This window comes from Blautia sp. HCP3S3_C4, assembly GCF_052064095.1.
Lineage (GTDB): Bacteria > Bacillota > Clostridia > Lachnospirales > Lachnospiraceae > Blautia_A.
This window is the reverse complement of the sequence record NZ_JBQHWF010000004.1, coordinates 211,026-236,922: the sequence shown is the minus strand read 5'-3', so window position 1 is coordinate 236,922 and position 25,897 is coordinate 211,026. Positions and strand designations below refer to the sequence as shown.

The following is a 25,897-nucleotide window of genomic DNA, read 5'->3' as shown; positions in this document are numbered from 1 at the left end:
GGAATCGGATGTTTAATTGCATGTGCGATATGGTTTATTATGTTTATTCTGTTGCTTATGGAGAGACATAAAAGAGAAAGATAATTTATAGAAAAATAGAATGTTTTCGGTGTGAAAATGCTGTTTATTTGTTTTAGACATACGATGTCCGGTTGAAAATTAGCGGATTCTCGTTTTATGTCGTGGTAATTTTGGTGCATATTGGTAAGTTGTAAGAGGAAGGGAGGTAGAGACATGGATACAAAAAAGATTGGAGCTTTTTTAAAGCAATGTCGTAAAGAAAAGAATCTTACACAAGAGCAGCTTGCCGAGAAGTTTGAAGTATCTGCAAGAACAGTTTCCAGATGGGAAACAGGAATAAATATGCCAGATCTCAGTATACTTGTTCAACTTGCGGAGTATTACGATGTTGAGATAAGAGAGCTCCTGGACGGAGAAAGGAGCCAGACTATGAATAAAGAGATGAAAGAAACACTGGACAAAGTTGCGGTGTATGAAGAATGGGTGAAACAAAAAGCATTAAAGGCTGGAAATGTTGCATTTGCATCAATGTTTGTGATTAGTGTGTTAGCGATTATTATTCAAATGTTATTAACGGTGGATATTCGTTTGATTTTAGGAGAGACAGTAGCTGCTTTAGTAGGAGGAATCCTGTATGCCTCTATTATGGTGCACAATGGAATATGGGATAAATGTTTGCCAAAAAGTGCTGCTATATGGCAAAATTTTCTCACCAGTGTAATATGTGCAGGAATTTTTACAGTCATCTATGGTATATGTTTATTTAGAATGGGAGCTACAGAAACACAGATAACACGATTAGCATTGGGATTTTTGACTGGTATTACTATTGTGTCATTTATTATTCTTAGGATCTTAGCATTTATTAATCGAAAAAGAGATCAGAATTCACCAAATGTTCAGGAGAGAAAAGAAACTTCCCAATCTAAGACAGAATGGAAAAAAATTTATAATGCACAGAATATAGTAGAGACAGAACAGCTAGTAGAAATGTTAAAGCAAAATGGAATAGCAGCTTTTTCGCAGGAAGCAGGTGCGAATGTTGTAATGCATGGGGCACCTGGATTTGGAATATATGGTGTGGATATACTCGTGAAAATCTATGATGCAGAGAAGGCAGTACAGCTGATCAAGGAGATTAATAACCAAGAGAATGAAGAAAAATTTTGACATTTCCACACATGCGTGCTAATATGATTATAGAAAAAGAGTGCTACCGATAGACGGTTTGTCCACATACTTAATTGATTGAAAATAACCGTTCAGTTTGCGAGGCTGAAGCGGTTATTTTTGTGTCTTTTTATTATCTTTGCCGAATACCTTTGAGTAACGAGGGAGTGAGATATATGGAGCAATTATTGATTGTTGAAGATGATATTGGTTTGAATCAAGGTTTATGCAAAGCACTGAAAGTAGATGATCGGAAGGTTATTTCCTGCAAAGACCTGAAAACGGCGAAGGAGCAGCTGCTTTGCGGCGGTGTATCCCTGATCCTGTTAGATATCAATCTGCCGGATGGCAGTGGGCTTGAATTGCTACGGGAGGTCAAGGAAACCACACCCGGGATTCCTGTTATTCTGCTGACTGCCAATGATACCGATCTGGACATCGTGGACGGACTGGAGAGGGGCGCTGATGATTACATTACCAAGCCCTTTTCTCTTTCGGTTTTGCGGGCAAGGGTGAATACCCAACTGCGAAAGCAAACGTCAAGCCATAAAAATGCACCGATCCATATTGATCTTTTTCACTTTGAAGCAATGACCTTTTATGTGGGAGATTCAAAAGTGGAATTGAGTAAAACAGAACAAAAATTACTGCGTCTGCTTGTTGAAAATCGTGGTCGAACCATGACCCGTGGAGACCTTGTAGACCGGATCTGGACAGATGGCGCAGAATATGTGGATGAAAATGCTTTGTCTGTTACGATCAAGCGTCTGAGGGATAAGCTTGGTGCACAGAAATACATTAAAACCGTCTATGGAATCGGTTATAGCTGGGTGATAAAAGATGAATAAAACCGGCATTGTGATCATACTGCTGTGTTCTCTGGCGGCGGTAGCTGTTGTATTATGGGAGCGGAGAAAGGTCAGAAAAACGATGGAAGAAATCGAAAGGATGTTGGACGCTGCCATGACCGGTTCTTTTTCTGAAATCACTTTTGATGAAAGCCAGCTGTCTGCTTTGGAAACAAAGTTTGCACACTATCTTTCTGCCGCAGAAGCATCTTCTCGAAATATGGCACAGGAAAAAGACAAAATCAAATCCTTGATTGCGGACATTTCCCACCAGACGAAAACGCCGATTGCAAACCTGCTGTTATACAGCGAGCTTTTGATGGAGGAAACTCTGCCTGCATCGGCAAAGGAAAATGTGGAGGCACTGTACAAACAATCGGAAAAGCTACGATTTCTGATTGATTCTCTCGTAAAACTTTCCAGACTGGAAAATGGGATCATTTCACTTTCCCCTCAGCAAGCATCACTTCAGCCGCTGCTTGAAAGCGTAGTAGAACAATATGCCGCCAAGGCTTCTGGAAAAGGATTATCCATATATCTGTACGATACAGATATTTCCGCTACATTTGACTTCAAATGGACAGCGGAAGCACTGGCTAATATTGTAGACAATGCCATCAAATATACGGAGCATGGAACAATCACGATTTCTACCGTAAGTTACGAAATGTTTACAAGGATCGATATATCGGATACCGGTTCAGGTATCCCGGAAAACGAGCAGGCAAAGATATTTTCCCGTTTTTATCGTTCAAATGCTGTTCAGGAACAAGAAGGGGTTGGCATCGGCTTATACCTTGCCCGACAGATTATATCCGGTGAGAGCGGTTATATCAAGGTTGCTTCCGTTCCGGGAAAAGGAAGTACGTTTTCCATATTTCTGCCGAAATAATAACAATTCTATCAAAATTGTTAGATTTCATTTTCCGCCGGAAAGAATGTGGAAAGAATCCTATGCGATAATCTGTATGTATCAAAGGATCGTTTCCTTTCATACATACAGATTTTTTCATGGAGGTACTCATTTATGGAGGTTTTACAGGCAAAAGACCTGAAAAAGATTTATGGCTCCGGCAATAACGCCGTTCATGCGTTGGATGGAGTTGATTTAAGTGTGAAGAAGGGAGAGTTTGTTGCAATTGTCGGCACATCCGGATCCGGAAAATCCACGCTGCTGCATATGCTGGGCGGTCTGGATCGACCTACAAGCGGCACGGTCATGGTGGACGGACAGGATATTTTCTTCTTGAAGGAGGAAGCTCTGACTATTTTCCGCCGCAGAAAAATCGGTTTTGTATTTCAGAGCTACAATCTTGTTCCGGTGCTGAATGTATATGAAAACATCATTCTACCCACTGAACTGGATGGCGGAAAGGTAAACAAGGCTTTTGTGCAGCAGATCGTGCAGACGCTTGGACTGAGCGACCGTCTGGATGCCCTGCCCAATCAGCTCTCAGGCGGTCAACAGCAGCGAGTAGCCATTGCCCGTGCGCTGGCGGCAGCACCCGCTATCATTCTGGCAGATGAACCGACAGGTAATCTGGACAGCAAGACCAGTCAGGATGTATTGAGCCTTTTGAAAGTCACCAGTCAAAAGTTCGCCCAGACAATCGTAATGATCACTCACAACGAAGAAATTGCGCAGATGGCAGACCGCATTATCCGTATCGAAGATGGTCGGATCGTCTCCCAGAACTAACGGGAGGTGGCTACGATGAATGTCAAAAACAGAAAATGTATTCGAAAGCTCAGCTTAAAATCCCTTTATGCGAACCGCCGCCGCAATCTGATCGCCATTTTTGCCATTGCGCTGACAACGATGCTATTTACGTCCATGTTCACCATTGTCTTGTCGTTGAACGCCAGTTATGAAACCTACCAGTTTCGGCAGGTAGGTGGCTATGCACACGGTACCTTTAAAGATGTTTCCCCCGAGCAGGCGGAACGTATCGCTGCTCATCCAAAGGTGAAGGCTGCGGGGGCACGGAAGGTGATCGGCATCACTGTGGATGGTGTCTTTTCCAAAACGCCTGCAGAGATCAGCTACATGGATGCCAACTGCACCAAATGGAGCTATGCCACCCCTACTACCGGGCGGATGCCCGAAAGCGGCAAAGAAGTAGCCATGGATACGGCAGCGTTGCAGCTGCTTGGCGTAACGCCGGAGCTGGGCGCCGAGGTCACGGTTTCCTATTCCATCACGGACAAGGATCAAACCGCCTTTACTGTAACAGATACCTTTACGCTGGTGGGCTATTGGGAATATGATGAACTAATGCCTGTTCACTACATCAACATCAGCCGTGATTACGCAGATGACATCGAAGCGCAGGCAGTGAAAACAGGGTTACAGCCTTTCCGTACCGATTTGAATGTCATGCTGGCCTCCAGCACAAATATTCAAGGGCAGATGGAGCAGGTGGATACCGATCTTGGCTACACATGGGACAGCTATACCGATCCCAACAGTGTCCGGATCGGCGTCAACTGGGGATATACCTCATCCCAGCTGGAGTCACAGCTCGATCCAGAGCTGATGATCGCCATAGCAGCTTTTTTGCTGCTGGTGATTTTCACGGGGTATCTTATCATCTATAACATTTTTCAGATCTCTGTTGCAGGGGATATCCGGTTTTACGGACTTCTGAAAACCATTGGCACAACGCCCCGGCAGCTCAAACGTATCATTCGCCAGCAGGCACTTCTACTTTGTCTGATCGGCATTCCGGCAGGACTGTTGCTGGGCTACGGCATCGGCGCTGTTCTGGTACCTGTTGTCTTGCGCTCCACCCAGTTGGATGCAGGCATCACCACCATCAGCACTTCGCCTGTGATCTTCCTTGGTTCCATGCTGTTTGCCCTGTTGACGGTGCTTTTGTCCTGTTCCAAGCCCGGAAAAATGGCAGCCAAGGTCTCTCCGGTAGAGGCTACCAAATATACGGATGCGATACAGACTAAGAAAAAACAGCGCAGCACCCGGGGAGCCAAGCTCCATCAGATGGCCTTTGCCAATCTGGGACGAAACAAGAAAAAGACGGTGCTGGTGGTGGTGTCTCTGGCACTGTCGGTGACACTGTTCAATGCGCTGTGTGCCTTTGTGGGAGGCTTCAGCATGGAGAAGTATGTATCCTCCATGACCTGCGCCGATTTTATCGTCAGCACTCCCGACTATTTCCGTTTCAACCCGGCAGATGAATTCATCACGCCAGAACAGATCGAGGAGATCGCAGCAAACACAAAGGCCAGTCTTTCCGGCACGGGATATGCTGTGCTAAAAACCGCATACCTGTGGATGACGGAGGATGCTCTGCGGCAAGACTATGCAAGGTACGAAAGTGCCGAGCAGTTGGACAGCCATATGAGCCGCATGGAGCACCGGGGCAATATGGTGATGGGAGATACCAGAATCGAGGCTCTGGATAACAGTCTGTTTGACAAGCTGCAAGTGTTCGACGGAGATATTTCTCCTATGCTGGAGCCAGATAATAACGCCATTGCCATTGCGGTTTCTTTGGATGATTACGGCAATCTGCCCAATCCTGAATACTACCCCAAGGTGGGAGACACGATCACGGCTACCTATGCGGATGATGTGAAATATATCGACAGCCGCACCGGGGAACTGTGCAACGAAGACACACCGGAGGAGTACCTTCAGGCAAAATTGTATGGGGCCAGAGATGTAGAGTACACGGTCTGCGCCTTGGTAGAACTTCCGAACTCCATGGGTTATCGTTATGGTGGTATTGGATATAACGCAGTTTTGCCTGTGGACACCGCACAGAGGGACAGCGGTGGTGCAGTCGTTCCGATGCTCTACCTGTTCGACACAGCGGACGAAGCTGACGAGGCCGAAGCAGAGCAATATCTGTCAAAGCTCACGGCCGGTGAGTTTTCGCCCTTGATGTATGAAAGCAAAGCCACGGTTCGCTCTGAGTTTGCTCAGTTCCGGCAGATGTTCCTTCTGATCGGTGGTATCCTTTGTGCTATCATTGGGCTGGTGGGACTCTTAAATTTCTTCAACGCCATGATGACCGGTATTCTTTCCCGCCGCCGGGAATTTGCTGTGCTTCAGGCTGTAGGAATGACGCCCCGACAGCTCAAAACCATGCTGATCTACGAGGGGTTGTTTTATGCAATGTCTTCCGTATCGGCGGCCTTTGTGCTTTCACTGGCGGTGGGACCTCTTGCGGGGAAAATGCTAGGCAGTATGTTCTGGTTCTTTGAGTATCGGTTCACCGTTCTGCCTGTCCTGCTGACAATTCCGGTATTTCTTCTGCTTGGGTGGCTGATTCCTTGCATGATGTATGATAACGCAGCGAAATGCAGCATTGTAGATCAGTTAAGGGATGCTCAATAATTGTTAAGCCCAAATTAGCCCTCTGTCAATGAAAAGGCTGAGGGCTGGAATTCAAATAATAATCAAAGTGACCATTACACTGGCCAGCGGCAAGAAACAGGTCATTTCCGTTACTGTGCAGAAAACAACGGTAAGAACAACAAAGATCACCGGACTGAAATCAAGCGTGACCGTTGCAAGAAATAAAAAACTTACGTTGAAACCGGTCATCAGCCCGATCACTTCCCAGGAGAAGGTTACCTACAGTTCTTCAAATAGGAAGATCGCAACGGTAAGTTCCAGTGGTGTGATCACTGGAAAGAAAAAGGGAACAGCCTATATCACAGTGAAATCTGGAAAGATCCGCAAAAAGTAAAAGTAGTAGTGATGAGTTAGACGCGCAAATTTTTTACCCAAAGAAAGAACACATGTTTACTTCTGGCACTATATGTGCTAAAATATAGCCATGGGTAGTAGAAAAAACAACAGAATCTGAGAAAAGAGTTATCAGGGAGAAATAAAAATGCAGATAATATCCAGTTATGGTGTAGAATTACGAAAACATAATATCCCAATCCGCCAGACACTGGAGATCTACCGTTCTGCTGTCAGTTATCTGATTGGAATTTATGTGCAGGTATGGGAAGAATTAGCAGAAATCCCGGATGCAAAGAGACGTTTTAATGCTGCAGAACATCTGGTACATACTACGAAGAAAAATCATGCCTGTTTTGATTTTGATATCCGGTTCCCAAAGATGCCTTCCTATCTGCGCAGATCTGCCATCCAGCATGCACTGGGGACCGTATCCTCTTATAAAACACGGCTGGATCTATGGGAAAAGACAGACGGAAAGAGCGGGAAAACAAGGCTTGTATATGAAAACCACGCCATGCCGGTCTTCTACCGTGATGTCATGTACCGTGAGGGAGCGGAAGGGAAAGACGAAGCATACCTGAAACTCTATGACGGCCATGACTGGAAATGGTTCTGTGTACGTCTGGAGCATACAGATATGGAATATCTGAGAAAATACTGGTCAGGGAAAAAGGCATCTGCTCCAACTCTGGAAAAGAGACACCGGAAGTATTTTTTGCGTTTTTCCTATACAGAAGAAGTAACACTTACCAAAACACCTGTGAAAGAACAGATCATCTGCAGTGTGGACTTAGGGATCAATACCGATGCAGTCTGTACTATCATGCGGGCAGACGGAACTGTCCTGGGAAGAAGATTCATAGATCATCCCAGTGAAAAAGACCGGATGTACCGCACACTGGGACGGATCCGCAGATTCCAGAGGGAACATGGCTCTGCGCAGACACAGGGAAGATGGGCATATACGAAACGTCTGAACACAGAACTGGGTAAAAAGATTGCAGGTGCGATTGTAAGATATGCGGAAGAAAACCATGCAGATGTGATCGTGTTCGAGTATCTGGAGATGCAGGGGAAGATATCGGGAAAGAAAAAACAGAAACTGCACCTGTGGAGAAAAAGAGATATCCAGAAGTGTTGTGAACATCAGGCACACAGGAAAGGGATTCGGGTATCCAGGATCTGCGCATGGAATACCAGCAGACTGGCTTATGATGGTTCAGGGGCGGTAACACGTGACTGGGAAAATCACAGCCTCTGTACTTTCCAGACAGGAAAACGATATAATTGTGACCTGTCAGCATCCTGTAATATAGGGGCGAGATATTTTATAAGGGAACTTTTAAAACCCCTTCCGGCGACGGAAAGGTCTTTACTGGAGGCAAAAGTCCCTCCTGTAAAGCGTAGAACCTCATGCGTCTATGCAGATCTGAGGAAACTCCATTCAGAAATGGAACTCTTAAAAGTAGCATAGATACAGGCAGATATACAGCGGACTACCTGTAATGTGGGAACCTGCCATATCTGGTATGGGAAATGCGCATAACTGCGCATCTAAGTTACAGGTGTATCCGCCGATATTCAGTCTGACGCCTAAAGCGTCTGGAAGCACGCGACTTCAGTCGTGTGAGGATAAAGTTTTTAATTCACTTCACAAAGATTGATAAAGAGGAGTGCGATATTATGGTGTTTAACACTCCATATGGGTTCGAGGGCGTACAATGTATGTACTCTGGTGTGTGCAATGATGGTATGTATAGGCATTCGTTTATAAGTTAGTGGATGGCCGTTACATGGATTGTACTAATACTGTCTATATTTATGATGGAAAAGACACATGGACAGATACAAATGGTGTGGAGTGGAACCAGGAAGTGATATAGTTTTGTCAGAATCAAAAAACAGGTTGCTGAATAGACATAATCTATATTATAATATATTTATAGCTAAGCTCACTTGGAGGTGATAACATGCCATTATTGAAAGAAGAAGCTTATACTATAGATGATATATATGCTTTACCAGATGGAGAAAGAGCAGAACTGATTGATGGTCGTATGTATATGATGGCACCACCAAGCCGAAAACATCAGAAAATATCAATGGAACTTTCTGGTATCATTCGTGAATATATCCGTTCACATAAAGGAAAGTGTGAAATATATGCAGCACCGTTTGCTGTTTATCTGGATGAAAGAAGCAATACTTATGTAGAGCCAGACATTTCTGTAATTTGTGATTTAGATAAGCTTGATGATAGAGGGTGTAAGGGTGCGCCTGATTGGATTATTGAGATTGTATCACCAGCAAGTAAGAAAATGGACTACCTGTTAAAGCTTCTGAAATATCGTTCAGCAGGTGTTAAGGAATATTGGATTGTTGATCCTGAGAAGAATCGTGTTATAGTATATAATTTTACCGGTGATGAAAGTATCAATGAATATACCTTACAGGATTCTATCAAAGTAGGAATCTATGATGATCTTGCGATTGATTTTGGAAGTATGGAATTATAGGTGATTTTATGGATAAAAAACAATATGCTTTAGAGAAGAACGGAAATGAATCAGGTAGCATGAAAGCCTTCGGGAGTTAATCCTGGGGGCTTTTCTCATAGTGAAAGCCTCCCGGAGAATTGTTCTGGGAGGCTTTTGTCAGATTATTTTTCAGAAAGGTTTACTGTATTGGTTCGAAATCTACAGCACCATGTTTACAAAGTGGGCATATGAAGTCTTCCGGAAGTTCATCACCTTCGTAAATATATCCGCAAATTTTGCATACAAAACCTTTTTTGCCCTCTGTCTGAGGTTTCGGTTTTACATTTTGCTGATAATAGGTATAGGTCATAGTATCCTGATCGCTCATGACACGAGCTTCAGTGACACTACAGATAAACATTCCGTGTGTGCCCAGGTCCACATATTGTTCTACTTTCAGTGACATGAACGCATTGATATATTTGTCAAGAAAGATGAGACCGTTTCCGGAACGGTTGATTTTCTCACCTGCAAATTTATCAACAGTTCTTCCTGACTGGAAACCAAACTGCTGGAAGATGGAAAATGGTGCATCAATAGACAGACAATTAACATTCATAATGCCGGTCTGCTGTATTACATGATGAGAGTAGTTGGCTTTGTTGATATTTACCGCTACACGATAGGGATTGTCTGTCAACTGGGTAACAGTGTTAACAATTAGACCATTATCCTTTCTGCCATCATTGGAAGTTACGACATAAAGTCCATAACCAATGCGGAAAAGAGCTGTCATATCGTTTTTGTTTGCCAGAGAGTCGTCTTTTGCGATATATTCCTTGCAGAGTTCATCAGCCATTGCATCGATTTCTCTGCGATTTTCTTCTTTGACAGCAGACCAGATGTGTACGGAGTTTTTTAACCAGTCTATTTTAGTACATTTGTCCATCATTTCTTTCATGATTTTTGCAGCCAAAGGTGCCCAGCTTCCGTTTTCAATGAGACCGACGGTGCGGTTTTGATAGTTGTGTTCTACCAGTCTGGTGATAAAATCATTCATGAATGGATAAATACTTGCATTATAAGTAGTAGTTGCAAGAATCAACTTGGGATAGCGGAAAGCATCGCTGATTGCCTGGGACATATCGTCTCTTGCAAGGTCATAGACCAGGACTTTGGGACATCCCCTGGATTTCAGTTTATCGGCAAGTAAAGAAACTGCAGTTCTGGTATGACCATATACAGAAGTGTACGCGATAACAATTCCATCTGCTTCCGGTGTATAGGATGACCATAAATCATAAAGATGAATATAATGTCCAAGATTTTCTGTAAGGACAGGACCGTGCAGCGGACAGATGATCTGAATATCGAGGGTGGCTGCAACTTTCAGGAGGTTCTGTACCTGCTTTCCGTATTTCCCTACGATTCCGATAAAGTATCTTCTTGCTTCATCATCCCAGGATTCCTCTACATCTAGCGCGCCGAATTTGCCAAATCCGTCAGCGGAAAAAAGTACCTTATCTGTACTGTCATAAGTAACCATAACCTCTGGCCAGTGTACCATTGGGGCAAATACAAAAGTAAGTTGATGATATCCAAGAGAAAGAGTGCCGCCGTTTTCCATTTCTATTTTCTGATTGCTCAGATCAAGCTCAAAGAAATTGCGGATCATATGGAAAGCTTTTGCTGTAGCCACAACAGTAGTATTCGGATAAACTTTCAAAAAATTGGCAATATTTGCAGCATGGTCAGGCTCCATATGCTGTACGATGAGATAATCAGGAGTACGTCCCTCCAGAACCTGTTGGATATTATCAAGCCATTGATGAGTAAAATCTGCATCTACAGTGTCCATAACTGCTATTTTTTCATCTAAAATCACATAGGAATTATAGGACATTCCATTTGGAACTTTGTACTGACCTTCGAACAGATCAATCCGATGATCGTTTACGCCGACATATTTAATGGTTTCTGTAATTTTCATGTAGTTTCCTCCCATTTTTATTAAGTGAATGAATGGTGTTTTGAATTTATTTATATGATAACATGGAATAAAAGATAATTCTGTTGCAAAAGTCACAAAAAGAATGCTTTATTGATAAAAATGTGATATATTAAAAAGAACCAGGAGGAATGATTATGTCACATATTACTTTATTTACAGATATTCTGCCCGAAGAGCAGGAAAGAATGCGTGTTTGTTTTCAGGCAAGAGAACTTGTCTTTAAAAATGGTGAGATAGTTATGGAATATTCCAGTACTATGCATAAAATAGGACTGATCCTTTATGGCAGGGCCACGTTGTACTGTTGTGATAAAGATGGCAATCAATATATGATTGACGAATTGAAAAAAGATACAGTTTTTGGGGAACCTTTTTTGCTTCCGGCAGATTCCCAGCATTATTATGTGAAAGCAGAGGAAGAAACAAAGGTAATGTTTATTGATTATGAACATGTGATTAAAAGGTGCGAGAAGGCCTGTCATCATCACAGTCAGATGATCAGTAATCTTCTGCAGATGACTGCTTTACAGTCCAGACAGCAAATGCAGAGGATTTATATTTTGTCCAGAGCTACTACAAGGAAAAAGCTGCTTGCGTATCTGAATGGACTTTCTGTGGAAAAACACAGCTGCAAAATACATATTCCAATGTCTTATACAGCATTGGCTCAATATCTTGGGGTGGACAGAAGTGCTATGACAAGGGAATTAAAAAGCCTGGAAGAGGATGGAATCGTGGCAAAAGAAGGTAGAGATATTGTGTTTCCTTACAGATTGAATTCATAATACGTCCGTGCATTTGAGAGAATGGCAGTGGCAAATATAACTCTGATGCATAAACTACCAGGAAAGTAGTTTTGCAGGAGTTTGTATGGACTTGGATAAGAATAGACGGATGCAGCAGGAAAATGTGGATAGGGGGAGGTATCAAGTATCAGTAGTGGATCAGTTGAGTAACCGACCTGTGGAGAATGCACGGGTAAAGATTTCTTATACAGGGGATCCTGATTCTGTGATCGAAGAGCTGGTAACGAATTCTTCAGGACGGACACCGGTGATTGAATTGAAAACACCGCCACTGGAATACAGTATGGAACCGGTGGAACAGCAACCGTATGCGGAATATACGGTGCAGATTGATGCAGAAGGATTTGAGTCTGAGGAAGTGGCTGGAAGTGAGGTGCTTCCACAGGTGCTGTCCAGTCAGCCGGTGATGCTTGCTGCCAGATCTGTTTCAGAAGAATACCAGCGGATCGTAATTCCGCCTCATACATTGTTTTATGAATATCCGCCAAAGATTGAGGAGGCAGAGATCAAACCGGTAAATGAGACAGGGGAGATTGTGCTAAGTAAAGTTGTAGTGCCGGAATATGTGATCGTACATGACGGACCGGTGGGAGATACTTCAGCAGAAAATTACTATGTGAGATATAAAGATTATATTAAAAATGTAGCCAGCAGTGAAATTTATGCAACATGGCCGGAGGATACGATAAGGGCTAATGTTCTGGCAATCATGTCCTTTACATTAAACCGGGTTTATACGGAGTGGTACCGGAATGTTCACTAATTCGGTATTGCAGAAACATTCAGTTTGACGAATTATGTATTAAAGTTCATGGGAAAAACGCTTATACCATAGAAAATAACAGGGATAAGGAAGATTAGAAAAATTTTCTGATAGAAATCGAAAATAACCTATGGTATAGTGATATTAGAAAAGGAGGATGGCAAACGGTGAAACAAAATAAAATTAAACCGGATACCATACTAAAGAACTTTTGGAGAGACAATCATCATTTTGCAGATTTGTTTAATGCTGCACTGTTTGACGGTGAACAGGTACTGAATCCAGCTGATCTGTCAGAAGCAGACACGGATGTTTCCTCATTTCTCAAATTTAATGGACATGCTGAAACAGTACAGAAAGTACTGGATGTTGTAAAGAAAACAGCATATGGTATTGATTTTGTAATCTGGGGACTGGAAAATCAGGCAAAAATTCATTATGCAATGCCACTTCGTCATATGATTGGAGATGGTTTTTCCTATCTAAAAGAGTATCAGGAAATTGCAGCAAAGAACCGAAAAGATAAGAACTTTGCATCATCAGATGAGTTTCTTTCCAATATGAAGAAAACAGACAGACTGCATCCAATGATAAGCCTTTGCGTTTATTATGGAGAGAATCCATGGGACGGACCTTTGTGCCTGATGGATATGCTGGAGGTTCCAGAGAAAATAAAACCTCTGGTAGCAGACTATAAGATGAATTTACTCGAATTAAGGACAAGCGGATCACTTCAGTTTCATAATCAGGATGTCAATACTGTATTTGATATCAGCCGTTCTATATATGAACGTGATTATAATAAAATTAATACAGTATATAAAGACAGGCTGATTGCATCAGAACTGGGAGTGGTGATCGGAGCGATCACACAGTCGCAGGAACTGATAGATCATGCTTTAGAACTGGAACAAAAAGGAGGTCAGGTTAATATGTGTAGTGCGTTGGAAGAATTAAAAATGGAAGGAAAGCAGGAAGGCAAGAAAGAAGGACTTCAGGAGGGCATGATTGCTGGCACAATTAAAACCTGTAAAAAATTTAAACTTGACCAGAAAGCAGCTATTAAAAATGTAATGGAAGAGTTTTCTTTATCTGAAGAAGATGCTGTTAATTATGTGAAGAAATATTGGTAATATATAATGTACTCTATATCTTACGAAAAGAAGATGTTCGGAAAGGAATAGGTGAAATTATGGGAGGAAAAGTTCTGAAACTGGAATCTGAAAGACTTAAAGCTGAGGGAAAAGCAATTGGACGTGCAGAAGGGAGGCAATCGGACAGGTGAGAGGTGAGCAGTTATATAAAGAATATAATCTTTAAGAAAAATGACAGGAGGAAAGGCAGATACCTTTCCTCCTGTTGTCGTCATACATATTTTATTTTTTGAAGTTTATTAGCAAATGACAAGTCCCAATGCCTTGAAAAAACGGTATGAATCTATAAATGCTGCAAGATACAATACGGCATGAGATTCATCATCTATTTCCGTAGATAAATCAATAAAATGATCTACAGCATTTCTGGTTTCCACAGACATCTCTTGTTGGTTCAGCTTTTTCTCGGCTTCATCTGTTTTAGTAAGAAGCGATTGATAATATTTATCTCTATTAAGTAAAGAATAATAGGTTTTCTTCATGGCCTCTCCATAGATTGACCTGACAAGTTCGTAAATTTCCTCATTTGTAGCACCGCTTTTAATAGCGTCAACCAGTAGTTCATTAGATAACATTGGCTTACCTCCTCGAAATTTTTATGAAGTTGATGCCACGTCTACTACATTCATTTATAATAGTAAGATTATTTTTATGCCGCTCTATGAATAAAAGAGACATATGGTTTTGTTCAAAATATGTGAATATATTTCCGAGACATGCATAGGCATGATTTATTTAAGTATTGTTTATAAGGGTATTATATAAATGTAAGGCACCAAGTTATCTTTTGTAGGGTATATAGCTATAATACTTGTAAGAACTTACAGTTCTATTATAAAAGATTTTGATGGATTTTGCAAGGAAGAAGAAAATCGAATGTTCTCGAATTGTTATGATTTCGAATAAATTTTTATGATGCTGTGCGAAACGTAACGTAATACATATTGCAAAATACAATATATTATTGCCTTTCAGAAGAATCTTCAGCAGGAATATATTCGATCAGATCATGCAGATCGCAGTCGAGGACATAGCATAAACGCTTCAATATATCAATATCAAGTCTCTGGATTTTATTATCTCTATAATTTCTTAACTGTGTACGCTGCATTTCAGCTCTGAAAGATAATTGATTCAGAGAAATATCGCGCTCTTCTAATATTTCTTTCAAATGAATCCTGATCTCACCATGGTCACTAGAATTAACAGGAAGTTGGCGTAAAGGGTTTTCTTTTTTGTTTCTCATTGAATGGCTACCTCCTTATATTCTGATTATATTTTTATTATCAGTATATTGTAAGACGTATAAAAGGGTGGTATATTTATATATGGGTATATAAATGCTCAATAAAACTAATGTGGAGGACGTATGATGAACAAATTTGAAGAGAACATGAATGCAGCTTGGGAAAAGTACCAGTCAGAAAAGAAAAATGAATTATATCCAAACATAATGCTTTTAGGAATAAGTGGTGCTGGTAAATCTAGCCTTATAAATGCTATTTTTAAAAGAGATTTGGCAAAGGTTTCCAACGTTAAACCAGAGACAAAGGGGTACGGGAAAATATATTATGGGAAACAATATGGATTAAGTGTTAATTTGATAGATACAGCTGGATATGAAATGAATCAAGGAAATGACTATTATGAGTCAGTGAAACCAATATTAGAAAATGGTATTGAAAATGAGCATTCAGGGGAAAATGAGAAAATCCATATTATATGGTATTGCATTTCAGTAGCAAATGAACGTGTAGAAGATATGGATATAAAAATTTTAAGAGATATTTGCAATAATGCTCAAATACGGAATAGAGTATGCGTAGTATTTACCAAATGTGATTTAGACACAGAGGATGGTGAAAAAGCAGCTATATTAAAGAAAATATTACGAGATAAAGTGTGTGATGATTTGTATTGTTTTGAAACATGCAATGATGCAGAATTAGAATTAGATATACCAAAACTGATAAAATGGTCTGCAAATCAAATTGATGATAAAGATTTACGAGAAAAGTTTGTAGCATCACAGATGCATGACCTAAAAGCCAAAAGAAAACAGGCAAATGAAGCGATTGCAACGGCTGTTACAGCTGCTGGTGCTGCAGCGGCGATACCGATACCGTTTTCTGATGCTGCTATATTAGTGCCTATACAGGTGGCTATGGTAGCAAAAATAATTGATTTATACGGTGTAAGTGATTTGGCAGCTATTTCCAAGGGATTAATAGGTGATATTGTAATTTCGCAAATTGGAAAAAGTATATCAGCTAGTATTCTAAAAATGATACCAATAGTTGGACAGGTTGTTGGAAGTGTAGTTAACGCAGGCGTGGCGGCTTCGATAACCGGAATATTAGGTACAGCAATATCTGCAATTTGTTATGTGAATGTGAAAAAGTATATGAATGGTGAATCTATAGATTGGACTATGGCTTTTTCAGCTGAGATGGTTGAAAAAGCAATGAAAGCTGCTAAAGAGAATGCAAGCAAAAGTGAGGAATAACATATGAAAAAATATGCTAATATAATGCTGTTAGGCAGAACAGGAGTAGGCAAATCTTCATTTATTAATTATCTTGTGGGAAAAGATGTATGTAAAGTTGCAACTGGTATGCCAGTTACTCAGGGATTTGAAACGTATGAATACGATAATGGAAAAATTCCTTTAAGAATTTATGATTCTAAGGGATTAGAGGTGTTGGATTCTTCTACTCAAAAAGACAAAATAATAGAATTTATAAGAACAAAATGTAATGATACAGATGTTTTTAAGTGGTTACATACTATTTTTTATTGTCTTAATATAGAAAGAAAACGTTTGGAGCCGGAGGAAGTAAAATTTATTAAATCAATAAAAGGAAACATAGCACAAAATGTTCATATTATTATAACACATTGTGACGAGGATCCAAATGATTCAAACAGGAGAGACATGGAGACATATCTGAAATCTCAGTTAGGAAATGAGATAAAAATTTATTTTGTTAATTCTGTGGCCATAAAACTTAGGAAAAAATCAGTAGTTCAGTTTGGCAGGGAGAAAGTTTTAGATGAAATATTTAGGCTGTTATGGATGGATATTTCACTAAAAATTTCAAAAGAATACGCGAAAGAATTGTATTATGGCTATATGGAAATATGTTATCGCATAAAAAATGCACTGGATTTGTCTATAGGACAAATAAATACTGTCAAAGCGTTGCTGGATATATCTGGCAGAAAAGATCTTTTTTCGGAATGGGACACTGTTTTTGAAGATAAAGAAAGAGAGCTGGACAGCTTTATTGATACATTAAATGTGAATTATCAAAATAAAATAAAACCTTTAGTTGATTTTTATAATTTATATAGTGAATGTATGGGATGCTATATACAAGCATATGATATCGAGGATTTTGGACTGTCAGATTTACTTGAAATTGATACTGATGAAATCTTTGAGCAGTCAAAATTGGGAAAATTTGTAGAAGAGATGGATAATATTTCAGATGATGATATTTGGGGTGTGCTTGGTGGTGTAGTAAAAGGTGGGTATTATCTTGTTACTATAAAGAAAAGAGTTCAGGAAATAATTGATGATATCTCATGGCAGTTGCAAAGGAAAGTCCCCAGTGAAGATAAAATTCAAAAATTAGTATATGAAAAACTAATAGACCAGATGAAATGATAACATTCACAATTGTGATAGCTATATTGTAACGGAAAAATATGTATATAAAGATGGGGTACAAAAATGAAGAAGAAAATAGTTGGATTAATAATATCTACCATATTAATAATTGGACAAGGCGCAACAATACCGATTTGGGCTACAGATTTTGATACAGAACAGTCTGATTCCGGTGCAGGACAGGCAGATGATGAATCAATTATAACTGGCTCATTACCAACAGACCCGGATGCATATTTGATTGCAGACAGCGCAACAAGAGTAATTTCTGCTGATGAAGTGGGATCTTTTGACAAGAGTTTGTTAAAAATGTCTATTAAAGAGATATATGCTCGGCGTGGGGTTCGATTTAGTGATGCAGATGTACAGGCATATTTTGCAGGTAAAAGCTGGTATGTGGGAACCATAGATGAAGCAGATTTCAGTGATGATATGCTAAATAATGCGGAAAGGCAGAATATATCCATTTTAAATGAATGCATAGAAAATTATTCGGAAGATGCTTCCGGTGATAGTGAGTATGAAGACTTATATAATGCGAATACCATAGAAGATCTTGAGAATTATGTTGGAGAAAAGGTTATTTGCAGCGGAAGATTAATTGCTAATAATGTAAGTGCATTTTCTGTAGAAGTCTGGGGACCGCAAATGCCTTATGTTACAGTAAATTATGATCCAGATAAATATGATAAGACATTAGATAATCAGGGGATATCAGAACATCCTATTTCTGTAACTGTATGGGGGACTTTGACAACCGGAGGAAATGCACCACAAATTGATATGGAACATATATTTATGGGCGGCAATGATTCAGGAAAGGCAAGTGCCAGATTAGTAGATTATGATTATTTCACAGGAGATTGGCCAGAAAATATAGGAGAAATTGTGAAATGTATTGGCATTTTCAGAATGGATAGCAGATGGCAGGCGTGGGACAGAAGTACTTCAGATCAGGAATTTTTGGAAAGTTTTTGTAATAGTCCTCAGGATGATCAAACATATTTGTCTTCAGGAAATAAATTTGATTATTTAAATCTTTCATATGATTTTAGTGCAATAGGGGAAGTGTCTATTAATGGAATTACCACATCACAAAGTTTTGCTAATACACCGGTTGCAGTATACGGCAGCATGGTAAATACTGGGATTATGTGTGTAGAATACATAGAACCATTGCCAAAGAGCCAGTGGACTCCGGAAATAGAAAGTATGAATGAAGTGACAGATATGATATTGTCTCAAGAAGAGGAATATATAAGAAATGATTTATTGGAGAATTGGGGGTTCCTTTTTGATGAAGATGATTCATATGAAGAGGATGATTCATATGAAGAAGATGATTCTTACGAAGAAGATGGTTCTTATGAAGGATAATTCTTACAATGAAGATGATTGAAAAATAAATGATACCGGATTGGGCAGAATAGTTCAATCCGGTTTTTTCGTTGATTATTCTAAGACAATCGACTATAATACAACTATAGAAAGTAGGAAGGGAGCGTGAGAACATGGCTTTACCAAAAGAGCATACTTATACAATAGCTGATATTTATGCACTTCCGGATGGCGAACGTGCAGAGCTGATTAATGGACAGATTTATTATATGGCACCACCGAGCAGAAAACATCAGGATTTATCCATGGAGCTTTCCGGTACTATCAGAGAGTATATACGTTCCCATAAAGGCAACTGCAAGGTATATGCGGCTCCATTTGCAGTATATCTGGATGAAACATCTGATACCTATGTTGAACCGGATATCTCCGTGATCTGTGATAAGAATAAGCTGGATGATCGGGGATGCAAGGGTGCTCCAGACTGGATTATCGAGATTGTTTCTCCGTCCAGTAAACAGCTTGATTATCTTGTAAAATTACTGAAATATCAGGCAACAGGTGTCAGGGAATACTGGATTGTAGATCCGATGAAGAATCGGACAATTGTATATAACTTTGAGCATAACAGTATTGATGAATATTCTTTTGAAGATACTGTACCGACAGCAATATACAAGGATTTGTCTATTGATTTTAGAAATCTGGATTTATAAGTATTATGACAGATTACAATAATGCTTACCTAAGTTAGATGCACATGAAAATAATGACCAGAGAGACATGTTATCTTTCTGGCTGTATTATATGAAAATATCAACAATAAAAAAATGATACCGGATTGAGCGTATAAAACTCAATCCGGTATTTTGCGTTAATATTATAGTCCTGATGCTTCTCTAATATAAGCTTCTAATGCCATCTTACTGATTTTCCAGGTAGATCCCATTCGGAATCCTTTAATAGTTCCCTTGTTAAGTAATTCATAAATACGGTTCTTGCCGACACCGAGAAATGCAGCAACTTCAGCAACAGTCATAATGTCTATTGGATCACTGCAGGAATCAGATGTGCTTTTATAAAATGAAAATGAATTTGTCAAGATTTCGTCCTCCCTTATTTTCTGATATTTTTTATGAATATGTTTCTTGGTTATATATTTTTTACATTTATAGAAAAAAACACAGAGCTAAACAAAGCTGTAAAAAATATAACAAATAAATGTACAAATATTGAACGTTTTTTAGAGTAAGAGAAAGCTAATCAATACAATTATGGATTTTGAGAGAGCGTGGCAAAGAAAAAACGACGTGTAAAGGTTATAATCGTATATATTATAAATCAATAAATTTACACTATCGTCATTTTTTTGCCATCTTAGTATCTCAGAGAACGTAATTTGCAGTGATGAAAGAAATATTGAGTGCATTTATTGGGAAAAAGAGGTAAAAAATATGAGAAAATACCAGATTAATATTGATTCTGAGCAGGTAAACGAAAAACCTGGAAAAAACGACCCTGTATTTGCTGTTATTAGTAATCGAGTTGCGAGGCATAGAGAAAATCTTTCTATGAGTAAAATTATACATGAAATTGGAGAAAACGGAAGAGCATTTACCAGAGCCCTTGTGAAAGATGGTATAAGAGACAAGGAGCACTTTGAAAAACAGATATTTTTGGTATTGGATTTTGATGAAAATCCAAACTATAAAAAAATCAAGAAAAGACTAAAAAAATATGGTATTCCGTTTACATTTACTTACAAATCTTTAAGAAACAGCGACGAAAATCCTAAATTTCGAGCTGTTTTTGTTTTAGATGACTGGATTAGAGAGCCAGTACTTGCAGATGTGTTGAATAATCTGCTTTTGGAAATGTTTAATGATGAAAAAGTAGACGGTAAAGAGCTAGTGGCAGACCAAAATTGTAAGGAACTTGCACGAATGTTTCTTGGTGGGAAAGGAATAATTGAAAAACATTCATGTGCCAGAGTAACTGTTATGGATGTAGTGGACGGGTTTCATAGATATTATAAAGATAAAAAGAGAGAGAATTATACTAAAAGATTAAAGACACTTGCAAAAAGTCTTAGTGTTGAAGTTATTAATAACCGTCTTGGGATTTTTGAAGAAAGCTATGTAGATGATTCTTTGAAAGATCGGAAAATGGTTAGAGACGGTAATATCGTGATGTTTCCTGTAGAAAAACAGAAGAAAAAGAAAGAGGGAGAAGAACAAGCTCACATAAAAAAATTACCATCAGTATTGCCGAATATTACTAAAGATACATTAAAAGAAGCTTGCCCTTTATTTAAAGAGTATAGTAAAGAAGAAAGAAAACTGGATCATATGGAAAGATATGTTCTGGCTACGAATCTCAGATATATAAAAGGTGGAAAAAGCTGGTTTTTTGAACATTTACAAAAAAATAAGAAGAAGTGGGAATATGACTGGGAAACGTACATAAAAGTTCATCCACCTGTGAAATGCAGTAAAGGATGTCCTTATGCAGATATATGTGGATGTACGACTATTTACTCTAATTTAAGCTCAAAAATCAGAAAACTTTCCAGTCTTGATGCCTATTTGCCATTGAAAGGGAGTCAGGAACAGTTAAAAATATGCTTGCAGGAGGCAGTGGATGCGAAGGATGAGAATATTTATGTAATTAAAGCTCAAACTGCACTCGGAAAAACGGAAGCTTACTGTAATCTTATACAGGAAAGACCAGACAAGCAGTTTATCATTGCAGTTCCAACTTGCAAACTGCAGGCAGAAATAGTCCAGAGGCTTAAGGGAAAAGGTATTGAGTGTACATGGACAGAGAGTGTTTACGAAAATATTAAAAAACTTGATCTGCCGGATTTGGAAGCTATGGTGAAAAAGCTATATGATGATGGATTTGGTCGATTTGTAGTAAAACAGATTCGGGAATATAAAACGAAAAATTATGATAAATTAACAGAATATCAGTGTCAGAACTTGAACCGTTTGACAGGAAAAAAGCAGGAGCTAGAACAATCACGGTGTATTGTGACAACTCATGCCTATTTTCAGATGATGAAGTTAGATACATTGGATAGTTATGAAATCATTATTGATGAAGATTTTCTTGTGACATTGTTTAAAAGAAATTGGTCACTTTCTTTGGAAGATGTAAAAACAATTATTACAAAGAGAATACTTTCACCACGTAATACTGAAAAACTAAAACAGATTCTGGATATGAAAGATCAGGAGACTCAAAAAATTGCATTTGTGAAACCCAATAAATATGAGCTGGAAAAGCTCTATGAGAGAACAAATGAGATTAATGGACCACTGCCGCTGCTTCTGGAAAGCTCATGTGTAGTTATGGATCGTGTACATGAGGAAATCATGTTCTGTGAAAAATTTGAACTTCCTCCGAGAAAAATGATTATTTTATCGGCTTCTGTTAATGAAAAATTATATGAAGATATATCTGGTGGAGGTGAGAGGGTACGCTTTAGGAATGTTCCAGAAGCAAAATATAAGGGTCATGTTATCCAGTATACAGCCCATACTATGAGTCGCAAGTGTATAAAAACTGCAGGAACTGAAAAGGTTCAGGAGAAAGTCAAAGAAATTGCAGGAGATGTGCCTGTTATATCTTTTAAGATGATAGATACTGATCTGGATATCCATTTTGGCAAGACAGAAGGCTTTGACAATCTGAAAGGGAAAGATATTGCAATTGTTGGCACACCGCATAACAGACCTGCTCTGTATAAGTTGTTGGGTGAAGCACTGGGCTATAATACCGCAGGAAACATCACCAATCATAGAGTGGAGCGTAACAATTACGAATTTCGCATCATGACGTTTGCTGATAAATCCATGCGGAATCTCCAGTTATTCTTTATAGAAACTGAACTAGAACAGGCTATTGGAAGAGCAAGAGTATTAAGAGAGGACTGTACAGTTTATGTGTTTTCTAATTATCCCTGCAAGCAGGCAGAGCTGAATATGGAGCCTTATCTTGATATTACAGTGGAAGAAGAAACCGAAGATGAGGAGGAGATTAAAGAATAACAAGAAAGTAACATATATGTGACGGAAGCTTCTGAAAGCTAACAGAAGCTTTCGCCACATCCTAATTTTTTAAATTTACTAAAGCCGCAGGACAGAAAGAGGTGGGAATTGTAAAAAATCCTTTTAAAATTAATGAATGTATGCGTAATGAAAATGATAGAGAATATATGAAATTAGGAATATACACCCAGGGTGCAGAAATCAGATGAAGCCGGCTGATATCTGCACAAGCTGGATACTACTGTTTTACGAAAACGTAATATCTGGCTGGGTGGGAATCAGTGTTTTTCTGAATGACAGGAAGAACACTGATTGTTGCATTATCTTAAAATTAACAGGTAATGCAAGGGTGGTGTATATTTGGATGCTAAATACGGTTGTCCTCAAATGCTCAGAATTGGCATTTGAGGATATTTTATGCAACAGTGACGCATGATAAAAGCAACGACTATTTCAGCCACCGCTTTTATCTAAGAAAGAGAAACTATTTTTTTGTCTTAAATTTTTTCATTGTGGAATATGGACTGTAAACTCTGGGCTTGTATTGAAGCAGAGATAGAACAAGCTATAGGAAGAGCAAGAATTTTGCGAAAGGACTGCACTGTGTATGTATTTTCAAATTATCCTTGCCAGCAGGCAGAGTTAAAACAGGATGCATATTTTAGACTTTCAGAAGAAGAGATTGAAAATGATTTGGAGGATAACATAAAAATGACGGGAGTTACTGAAAACAGTTCTTCCGACATTCCTGAATTATAAAACCAAAATTTAATATTAATAATTTGAGTACATATAATTAGGAAATACGAACAAGGGAGCGGGTATGTATGATTGTATCATTCATGGGGCTGAAGAACTGTATACATAGCTGCTGGTTGAAGAATTTAGAAGTGATTCGGATTCTTTAACCGGGTGGGAATCAGTATTTTGCAGATAAGAATACTGATTGTTGTACAGGCTATATCGTATAGCTTGCACAAGGGTCGTATGTTCCGCTGTTAGTTAAAAGGCCTTTTCTCCAAATGCGTAATGCATTTGGAGAGTTTTTATTGCTAGAGAAATGTATGTTTTATATGGTGAAAGCAATTTTATAAATGAGTTTATAATGATGTATTTTAAATAGGATTGATTTTTCTACATTCGATAAATATAATTATACGGAACAGAAATCATAATATTTAATTGGTAGTATTATGTATATTACAAATGCGGATTCGTTTTGCTGATAAATAAATACTACAGAACGTTAGATTAACAGTTATGGAGAGATTACAAAATATGGCAAAATTATATTTCCGATACGGAGCAATGGGAAGCTCAAAATCTGCAAATATTCTAATGGTTCGTTACAACTATGAGGAACGTGGACAGTATGCGGTATTGTTAAAGCCGAGGACAGACAATAGAGATGGGAAACACGAAATCCGGTCTCGCATAGGATTGTCTGCTCCTACTGAATATGTGGATGATTTTTTAAAAGAAATTTCAGAATCTTGGGATGGAAAAAGTGAGGAATATCTGTACCATGGAAAGAAAGTTGATGCAGTTTTGGTAGATGAAGCACAGTTTCTTTTGGAAGAGGAAGTAGATACCTTATCGGATATTGTGGATTTTTTCGATATTCCAGTGATCTGTTATGGTCTGCGAACAGATTTTTTAAACCATCTATTTCCAGGTTCTAAGCGCCTTATGGAAATTGCGGATGTCATAGAGGAAGTTCCGACAGTCTGTTGGTGCGGAAAACGTGCACAATGCAATACCCGATATGCAGATGGAAAAATTGTAAAAGAAGGTGCGCAGATCATACTAGGTTCTAATGAAAGTTACGTAGCACTTTGCAGGAAACACTATAAAGAGGGAAAATTGTGGAGGTAAGAGAAAAACAAGCAATTTAGAGATTGTTTAATAGCGCTTATTCAGTTGTATATTATAATGATGAATATACTAAGGAGAGGAAGTCAATATGAAAAATATATTAGCCGTATTTAATTGTGTACTTAAAGTTATGCATCCAGAAGAAGATTGGACGGAAGATGACAGATATTTTATGATATCACGTCAGGATTTATTTGCTGCTTTAGAAGAAGCAGAACAGTATATTTCAGACGTGTTTAATGAAGTGTATGGGAAAATCAATAATACCGAATGGCCATATAAACTGGTGAATGATGAGTATGATATTTATATAAAAATACTTAATGATAAATTTGAGTCGACCGGATATGAGCCAGATTCTGTAGATATGCTGACATTTGACCATGATATTAGATCGAATGATGAATATCTGAAATATGTAGATTATGTGGAATATAGGTATGACTTCAAAACAAGAAAAAGCAAAAGATATGAGAATGTTTATGGATATGAACCTATAAGGCGGGATATTGGAGATAGCAAAAAATATCCAAGCTTTAAAATAGGCGATATAGTAAAGCTTCAATATTCTGATAAATTATATGTTGTAAGTGGTGCTCCAACTATTAACAGTTTAAATAGAACTGTATGGAATCTGACATATTGTATACTTCCGTATATATGTGGTAAAGAAACCGATTTGTTTGTTGATGGTGAAAAAGAAGGAGTACATGAAAGCGAATTAGAACTTGTGTCTAAAGGTAATAATAAACATTTGCATTTAGATTATAAAAAGGGTACGTATATTATAACTGATAAAGATGTAATTGACACAGTATAAAGTGATTTGTCGGATAGAAAAAGTAAATATTTTAAATGATATATTATGATAGTGAAAGAGAGAAGTAGTTTTGACATACTGCTTCTCTCTTTTAATTTTTGCGAAAGGAGAAAAATCATGGATTGGGCTGAAAGCATTGCAAAGATTGTAACTGAGCTTGCAAAGATGATCG

The 25,897-nt window shown here is 38.7% G+C and carries 23 protein-coding genes; 19 read left to right on the top strand and 4 right to left on the bottom strand.

Annotation, left to right across the window (positions count from 1 at the left end; all coding sequences use genetic code 11):
* The first annotated feature begins 234 nt into the window (after positions 1-234).
* From ACTNC6_RS06085 to ACTNC6_RS06050, 8 genes are all read left to right on the top strand, one after another.
* The gene (locus tag ACTNC6_RS06085) at positions 235-1,191 is read left to right on the top strand and encodes a helix-turn-helix domain-containing protein (RefSeq protein ID WP_441043468.1); all 957 of its coding nucleotides are present in this window, start codon (positions 235-237) and stop codon (positions 1,189-1,191) included.
* A 176-nt stretch (positions 1,192-1,367) separates the two neighbouring features.
* Entirely contained in the window at positions 1,368-2,039 is a 672-nt protein-coding gene (locus ACTNC6_RS06080; RefSeq protein ID WP_441043467.1) for a response regulator transcription factor, read from the top strand.
* Complete coding sequence (locus tag ACTNC6_RS06075) at positions 2,032-2,931, top strand: sensor histidine kinase (protein WP_270855673.1); 900 nt, start codon at positions 2,032-2,034, stop codon at positions 2,929-2,931. The genes ACTNC6_RS06080 and ACTNC6_RS06075 overlap by 8 nt, the downstream gene beginning before the upstream one ends.
* Before the next feature lie 135 nt (positions 2,932-3,066).
* The gene (locus tag ACTNC6_RS06070) at positions 3,067-3,738 is read left to right on the top strand and encodes an ABC transporter ATP-binding protein (RefSeq protein ID WP_173756288.1); all 672 of its coding nucleotides are present in this window, start codon (positions 3,067-3,069) and stop codon (positions 3,736-3,738) included.
* Positions 3,739-3,753: 15 nt separating this feature from the next.
* Positions 3,754-6,399, top strand: coding sequence for an ABC transporter permease (locus ACTNC6_RS06065; RefSeq protein ID WP_441043466.1), 2,646 nt, complete (start codon positions 3,754-3,756; stop codon positions 6,397-6,399).
* 67 nt (positions 6,400-6,466) lie between these two features.
* Positions 6,467-6,754 (top strand): Ig-like domain-containing protein, encoded by a 288-nt coding sequence (locus ACTNC6_RS06060; RefSeq protein ID WP_441043465.1) that lies wholly within the window; start codon positions 6,467-6,469, stop codon positions 6,752-6,754.
* Between the two features lie 147 nt (positions 6,755-6,901).
* Positions 6,902-8,230, top strand: a complete 1,329-nt coding sequence (locus tag ACTNC6_RS06055) for an IS200/IS605 family accessory protein TnpB-related protein (RefSeq protein ID WP_441043464.1) — start codon at positions 6,902-6,904, stop codon at positions 8,228-8,230.
* A gap of 496 nt (positions 8,231-8,726) precedes the next feature.
* The gene (locus ACTNC6_RS06050; RefSeq protein WP_186994424.1) at positions 8,727-9,272 is read left to right on the top strand and encodes a Uma2 family endonuclease; all 546 of its coding nucleotides are present in this window, start codon (positions 8,727-8,729) and stop codon (positions 9,270-9,272) included.
* 160 nt (positions 9,273-9,432) lie between these two features.
* Here the strand turns inward: ACTNC6_RS06050 and ACTNC6_RS06045 are convergent, their stop codons facing one another.
* Complete coding sequence (locus ACTNC6_RS06045; protein WP_441036104.1) at positions 9,433-11,223, bottom strand: flavin reductase; 1,791 nt, start codon at positions 11,221-11,223, stop codon at positions 9,433-9,435.
* Positions 11,224-11,378: 155 nt separating this feature from the next.
* Between ACTNC6_RS06045 and ACTNC6_RS06040 the strand changes: the two genes are divergently transcribed.
* From ACTNC6_RS06040 to ACTNC6_RS06030, 3 genes are all read left to right on the top strand, one after another.
* Positions 11,379-12,029: a Crp/Fnr family transcriptional regulator gene (locus tag ACTNC6_RS06040; protein WP_441036102.1), complete on the top strand. Its 651-nt coding sequence runs from the start codon at positions 11,379-11,381 to the stop codon at positions 12,027-12,029.
* A gap of 91 nt (positions 12,030-12,120) precedes the next feature.
* Complete coding sequence (locus tag ACTNC6_RS06035) at positions 12,121-12,813, top strand: carboxypeptidase-like regulatory domain-containing protein (protein ID WP_441036100.1); 693 nt, start codon at positions 12,121-12,123, stop codon at positions 12,811-12,813.
* A gap of 167 nt (positions 12,814-12,980) precedes the next feature.
* Positions 12,981-13,946 carry a hypothetical protein gene (locus tag ACTNC6_RS06030; RefSeq protein ID WP_441043463.1) on the top strand — a complete coding sequence of 322 codons (966 nt, stop codon included), beginning with the start codon at positions 12,981-12,983 and terminating at the stop codon, positions 13,944-13,946.
* 260 nt (positions 13,947-14,206) lie between these two features.
* Here the strand turns inward: ACTNC6_RS06030 and ACTNC6_RS06025 are convergent, their stop codons facing one another.
* Both ACTNC6_RS06025 and ACTNC6_RS06020 read right to left on the bottom strand, forming a co-directional pair.
* Positions 14,207-14,542, bottom strand: coding sequence for a hypothetical protein (locus ACTNC6_RS06025; RefSeq protein ID WP_441034500.1), 336 nt, complete (start codon positions 14,540-14,542; stop codon positions 14,207-14,209).
* Between the two features lie 386 nt (positions 14,543-14,928).
* Complete coding sequence (locus tag ACTNC6_RS06020) at positions 14,929-15,213, bottom strand: helix-turn-helix domain-containing protein (protein ID WP_441043462.1); 285 nt, start codon at positions 15,211-15,213, stop codon at positions 14,929-14,931.
* 123 nt (positions 15,214-15,336) lie between these two features.
* On the opposite strand from ACTNC6_RS06020, the gene ACTNC6_RS06015 reads away from it, so the two are divergent.
* The 4 genes from ACTNC6_RS06015 to ACTNC6_RS06000 all read left to right on the top strand — a co-directional run bounded on the left by ACTNC6_RS06015 (position 15,337) and on the right by ACTNC6_RS06000 (position 19,694).
* Positions 15,337-16,473, top strand: coding sequence for a GTPase (locus tag ACTNC6_RS06015; RefSeq protein WP_441043461.1), 1,137 nt, complete (start codon positions 15,337-15,339; stop codon positions 16,471-16,473).
* Between the two features lie 3 nt (positions 16,474-16,476).
* The gene (locus ACTNC6_RS06010) at positions 16,477-17,637 is read left to right on the top strand and encodes a GTPase (protein ID WP_441043460.1); all 1,161 of its coding nucleotides are present in this window, start codon (positions 16,477-16,479) and stop codon (positions 17,635-17,637) included.
* Between the two features lie 66 nt (positions 17,638-17,703).
* Positions 17,704-19,017 carry a YARHG domain-containing protein gene (locus ACTNC6_RS06005; RefSeq protein ID WP_441043459.1) on the top strand — a complete coding sequence of 438 codons (1,314 nt, stop codon included), beginning with the start codon at positions 17,704-17,706 and terminating at the stop codon, positions 19,015-19,017.
* Positions 19,018-19,151: 134 nt separating this feature from the next.
* On the top strand, positions 19,152-19,694 hold the full coding sequence (locus tag ACTNC6_RS06000; protein WP_441043457.1) for a Uma2 family endonuclease: 543 nt from the start codon (positions 19,152-19,154) through the stop codon (positions 19,692-19,694).
* A gap of 164 nt (positions 19,695-19,858) precedes the next feature.
* Here the strand turns inward: ACTNC6_RS06000 and ACTNC6_RS05995 are convergent, their stop codons facing one another.
* Complete coding sequence (locus tag ACTNC6_RS05995) at positions 19,859-20,080, bottom strand: helix-turn-helix domain-containing protein (protein ID WP_243103379.1); 222 nt, start codon at positions 20,078-20,080, stop codon at positions 19,859-19,861.
* A 352-nt stretch (positions 20,081-20,432) separates the two neighbouring features.
* Here ACTNC6_RS05995 and ACTNC6_RS05990 point away from each other — a divergent pair, with 352 nt between their 5' ends.
* From ACTNC6_RS05990 to ACTNC6_RS05975, 4 genes are all read left to right on the top strand, one after another.
* Positions 20,433-23,030: a hypothetical protein gene (locus ACTNC6_RS05990; protein ID WP_441043456.1), complete on the top strand. Its 2,598-nt coding sequence runs from the start codon at positions 20,433-20,435 to the stop codon at positions 23,028-23,030.
* 519 nt (positions 23,031-23,549) lie between these two features.
* Entirely contained in the window at positions 23,550-23,789 is a 240-nt protein-coding gene (locus ACTNC6_RS05985; protein WP_441043455.1) for a hypothetical protein, read from the top strand.
* A 519-nt stretch (positions 23,790-24,308) separates the two neighbouring features.
* Entirely contained in the window at positions 24,309-24,905 is a 597-nt protein-coding gene (locus ACTNC6_RS05980) for a thymidine kinase (protein ID WP_441043454.1), read from the top strand.
* 88 nt (positions 24,906-24,993) lie between these two features.
* The gene (locus ACTNC6_RS05975; protein WP_441043453.1) at positions 24,994-25,725 is read left to right on the top strand and encodes a hypothetical protein; all 732 of its coding nucleotides are present in this window, start codon (positions 24,994-24,996) and stop codon (positions 25,723-25,725) included.
* The last annotated feature ends 172 nt before the right edge of the window (positions 25,726-25,897 follow it).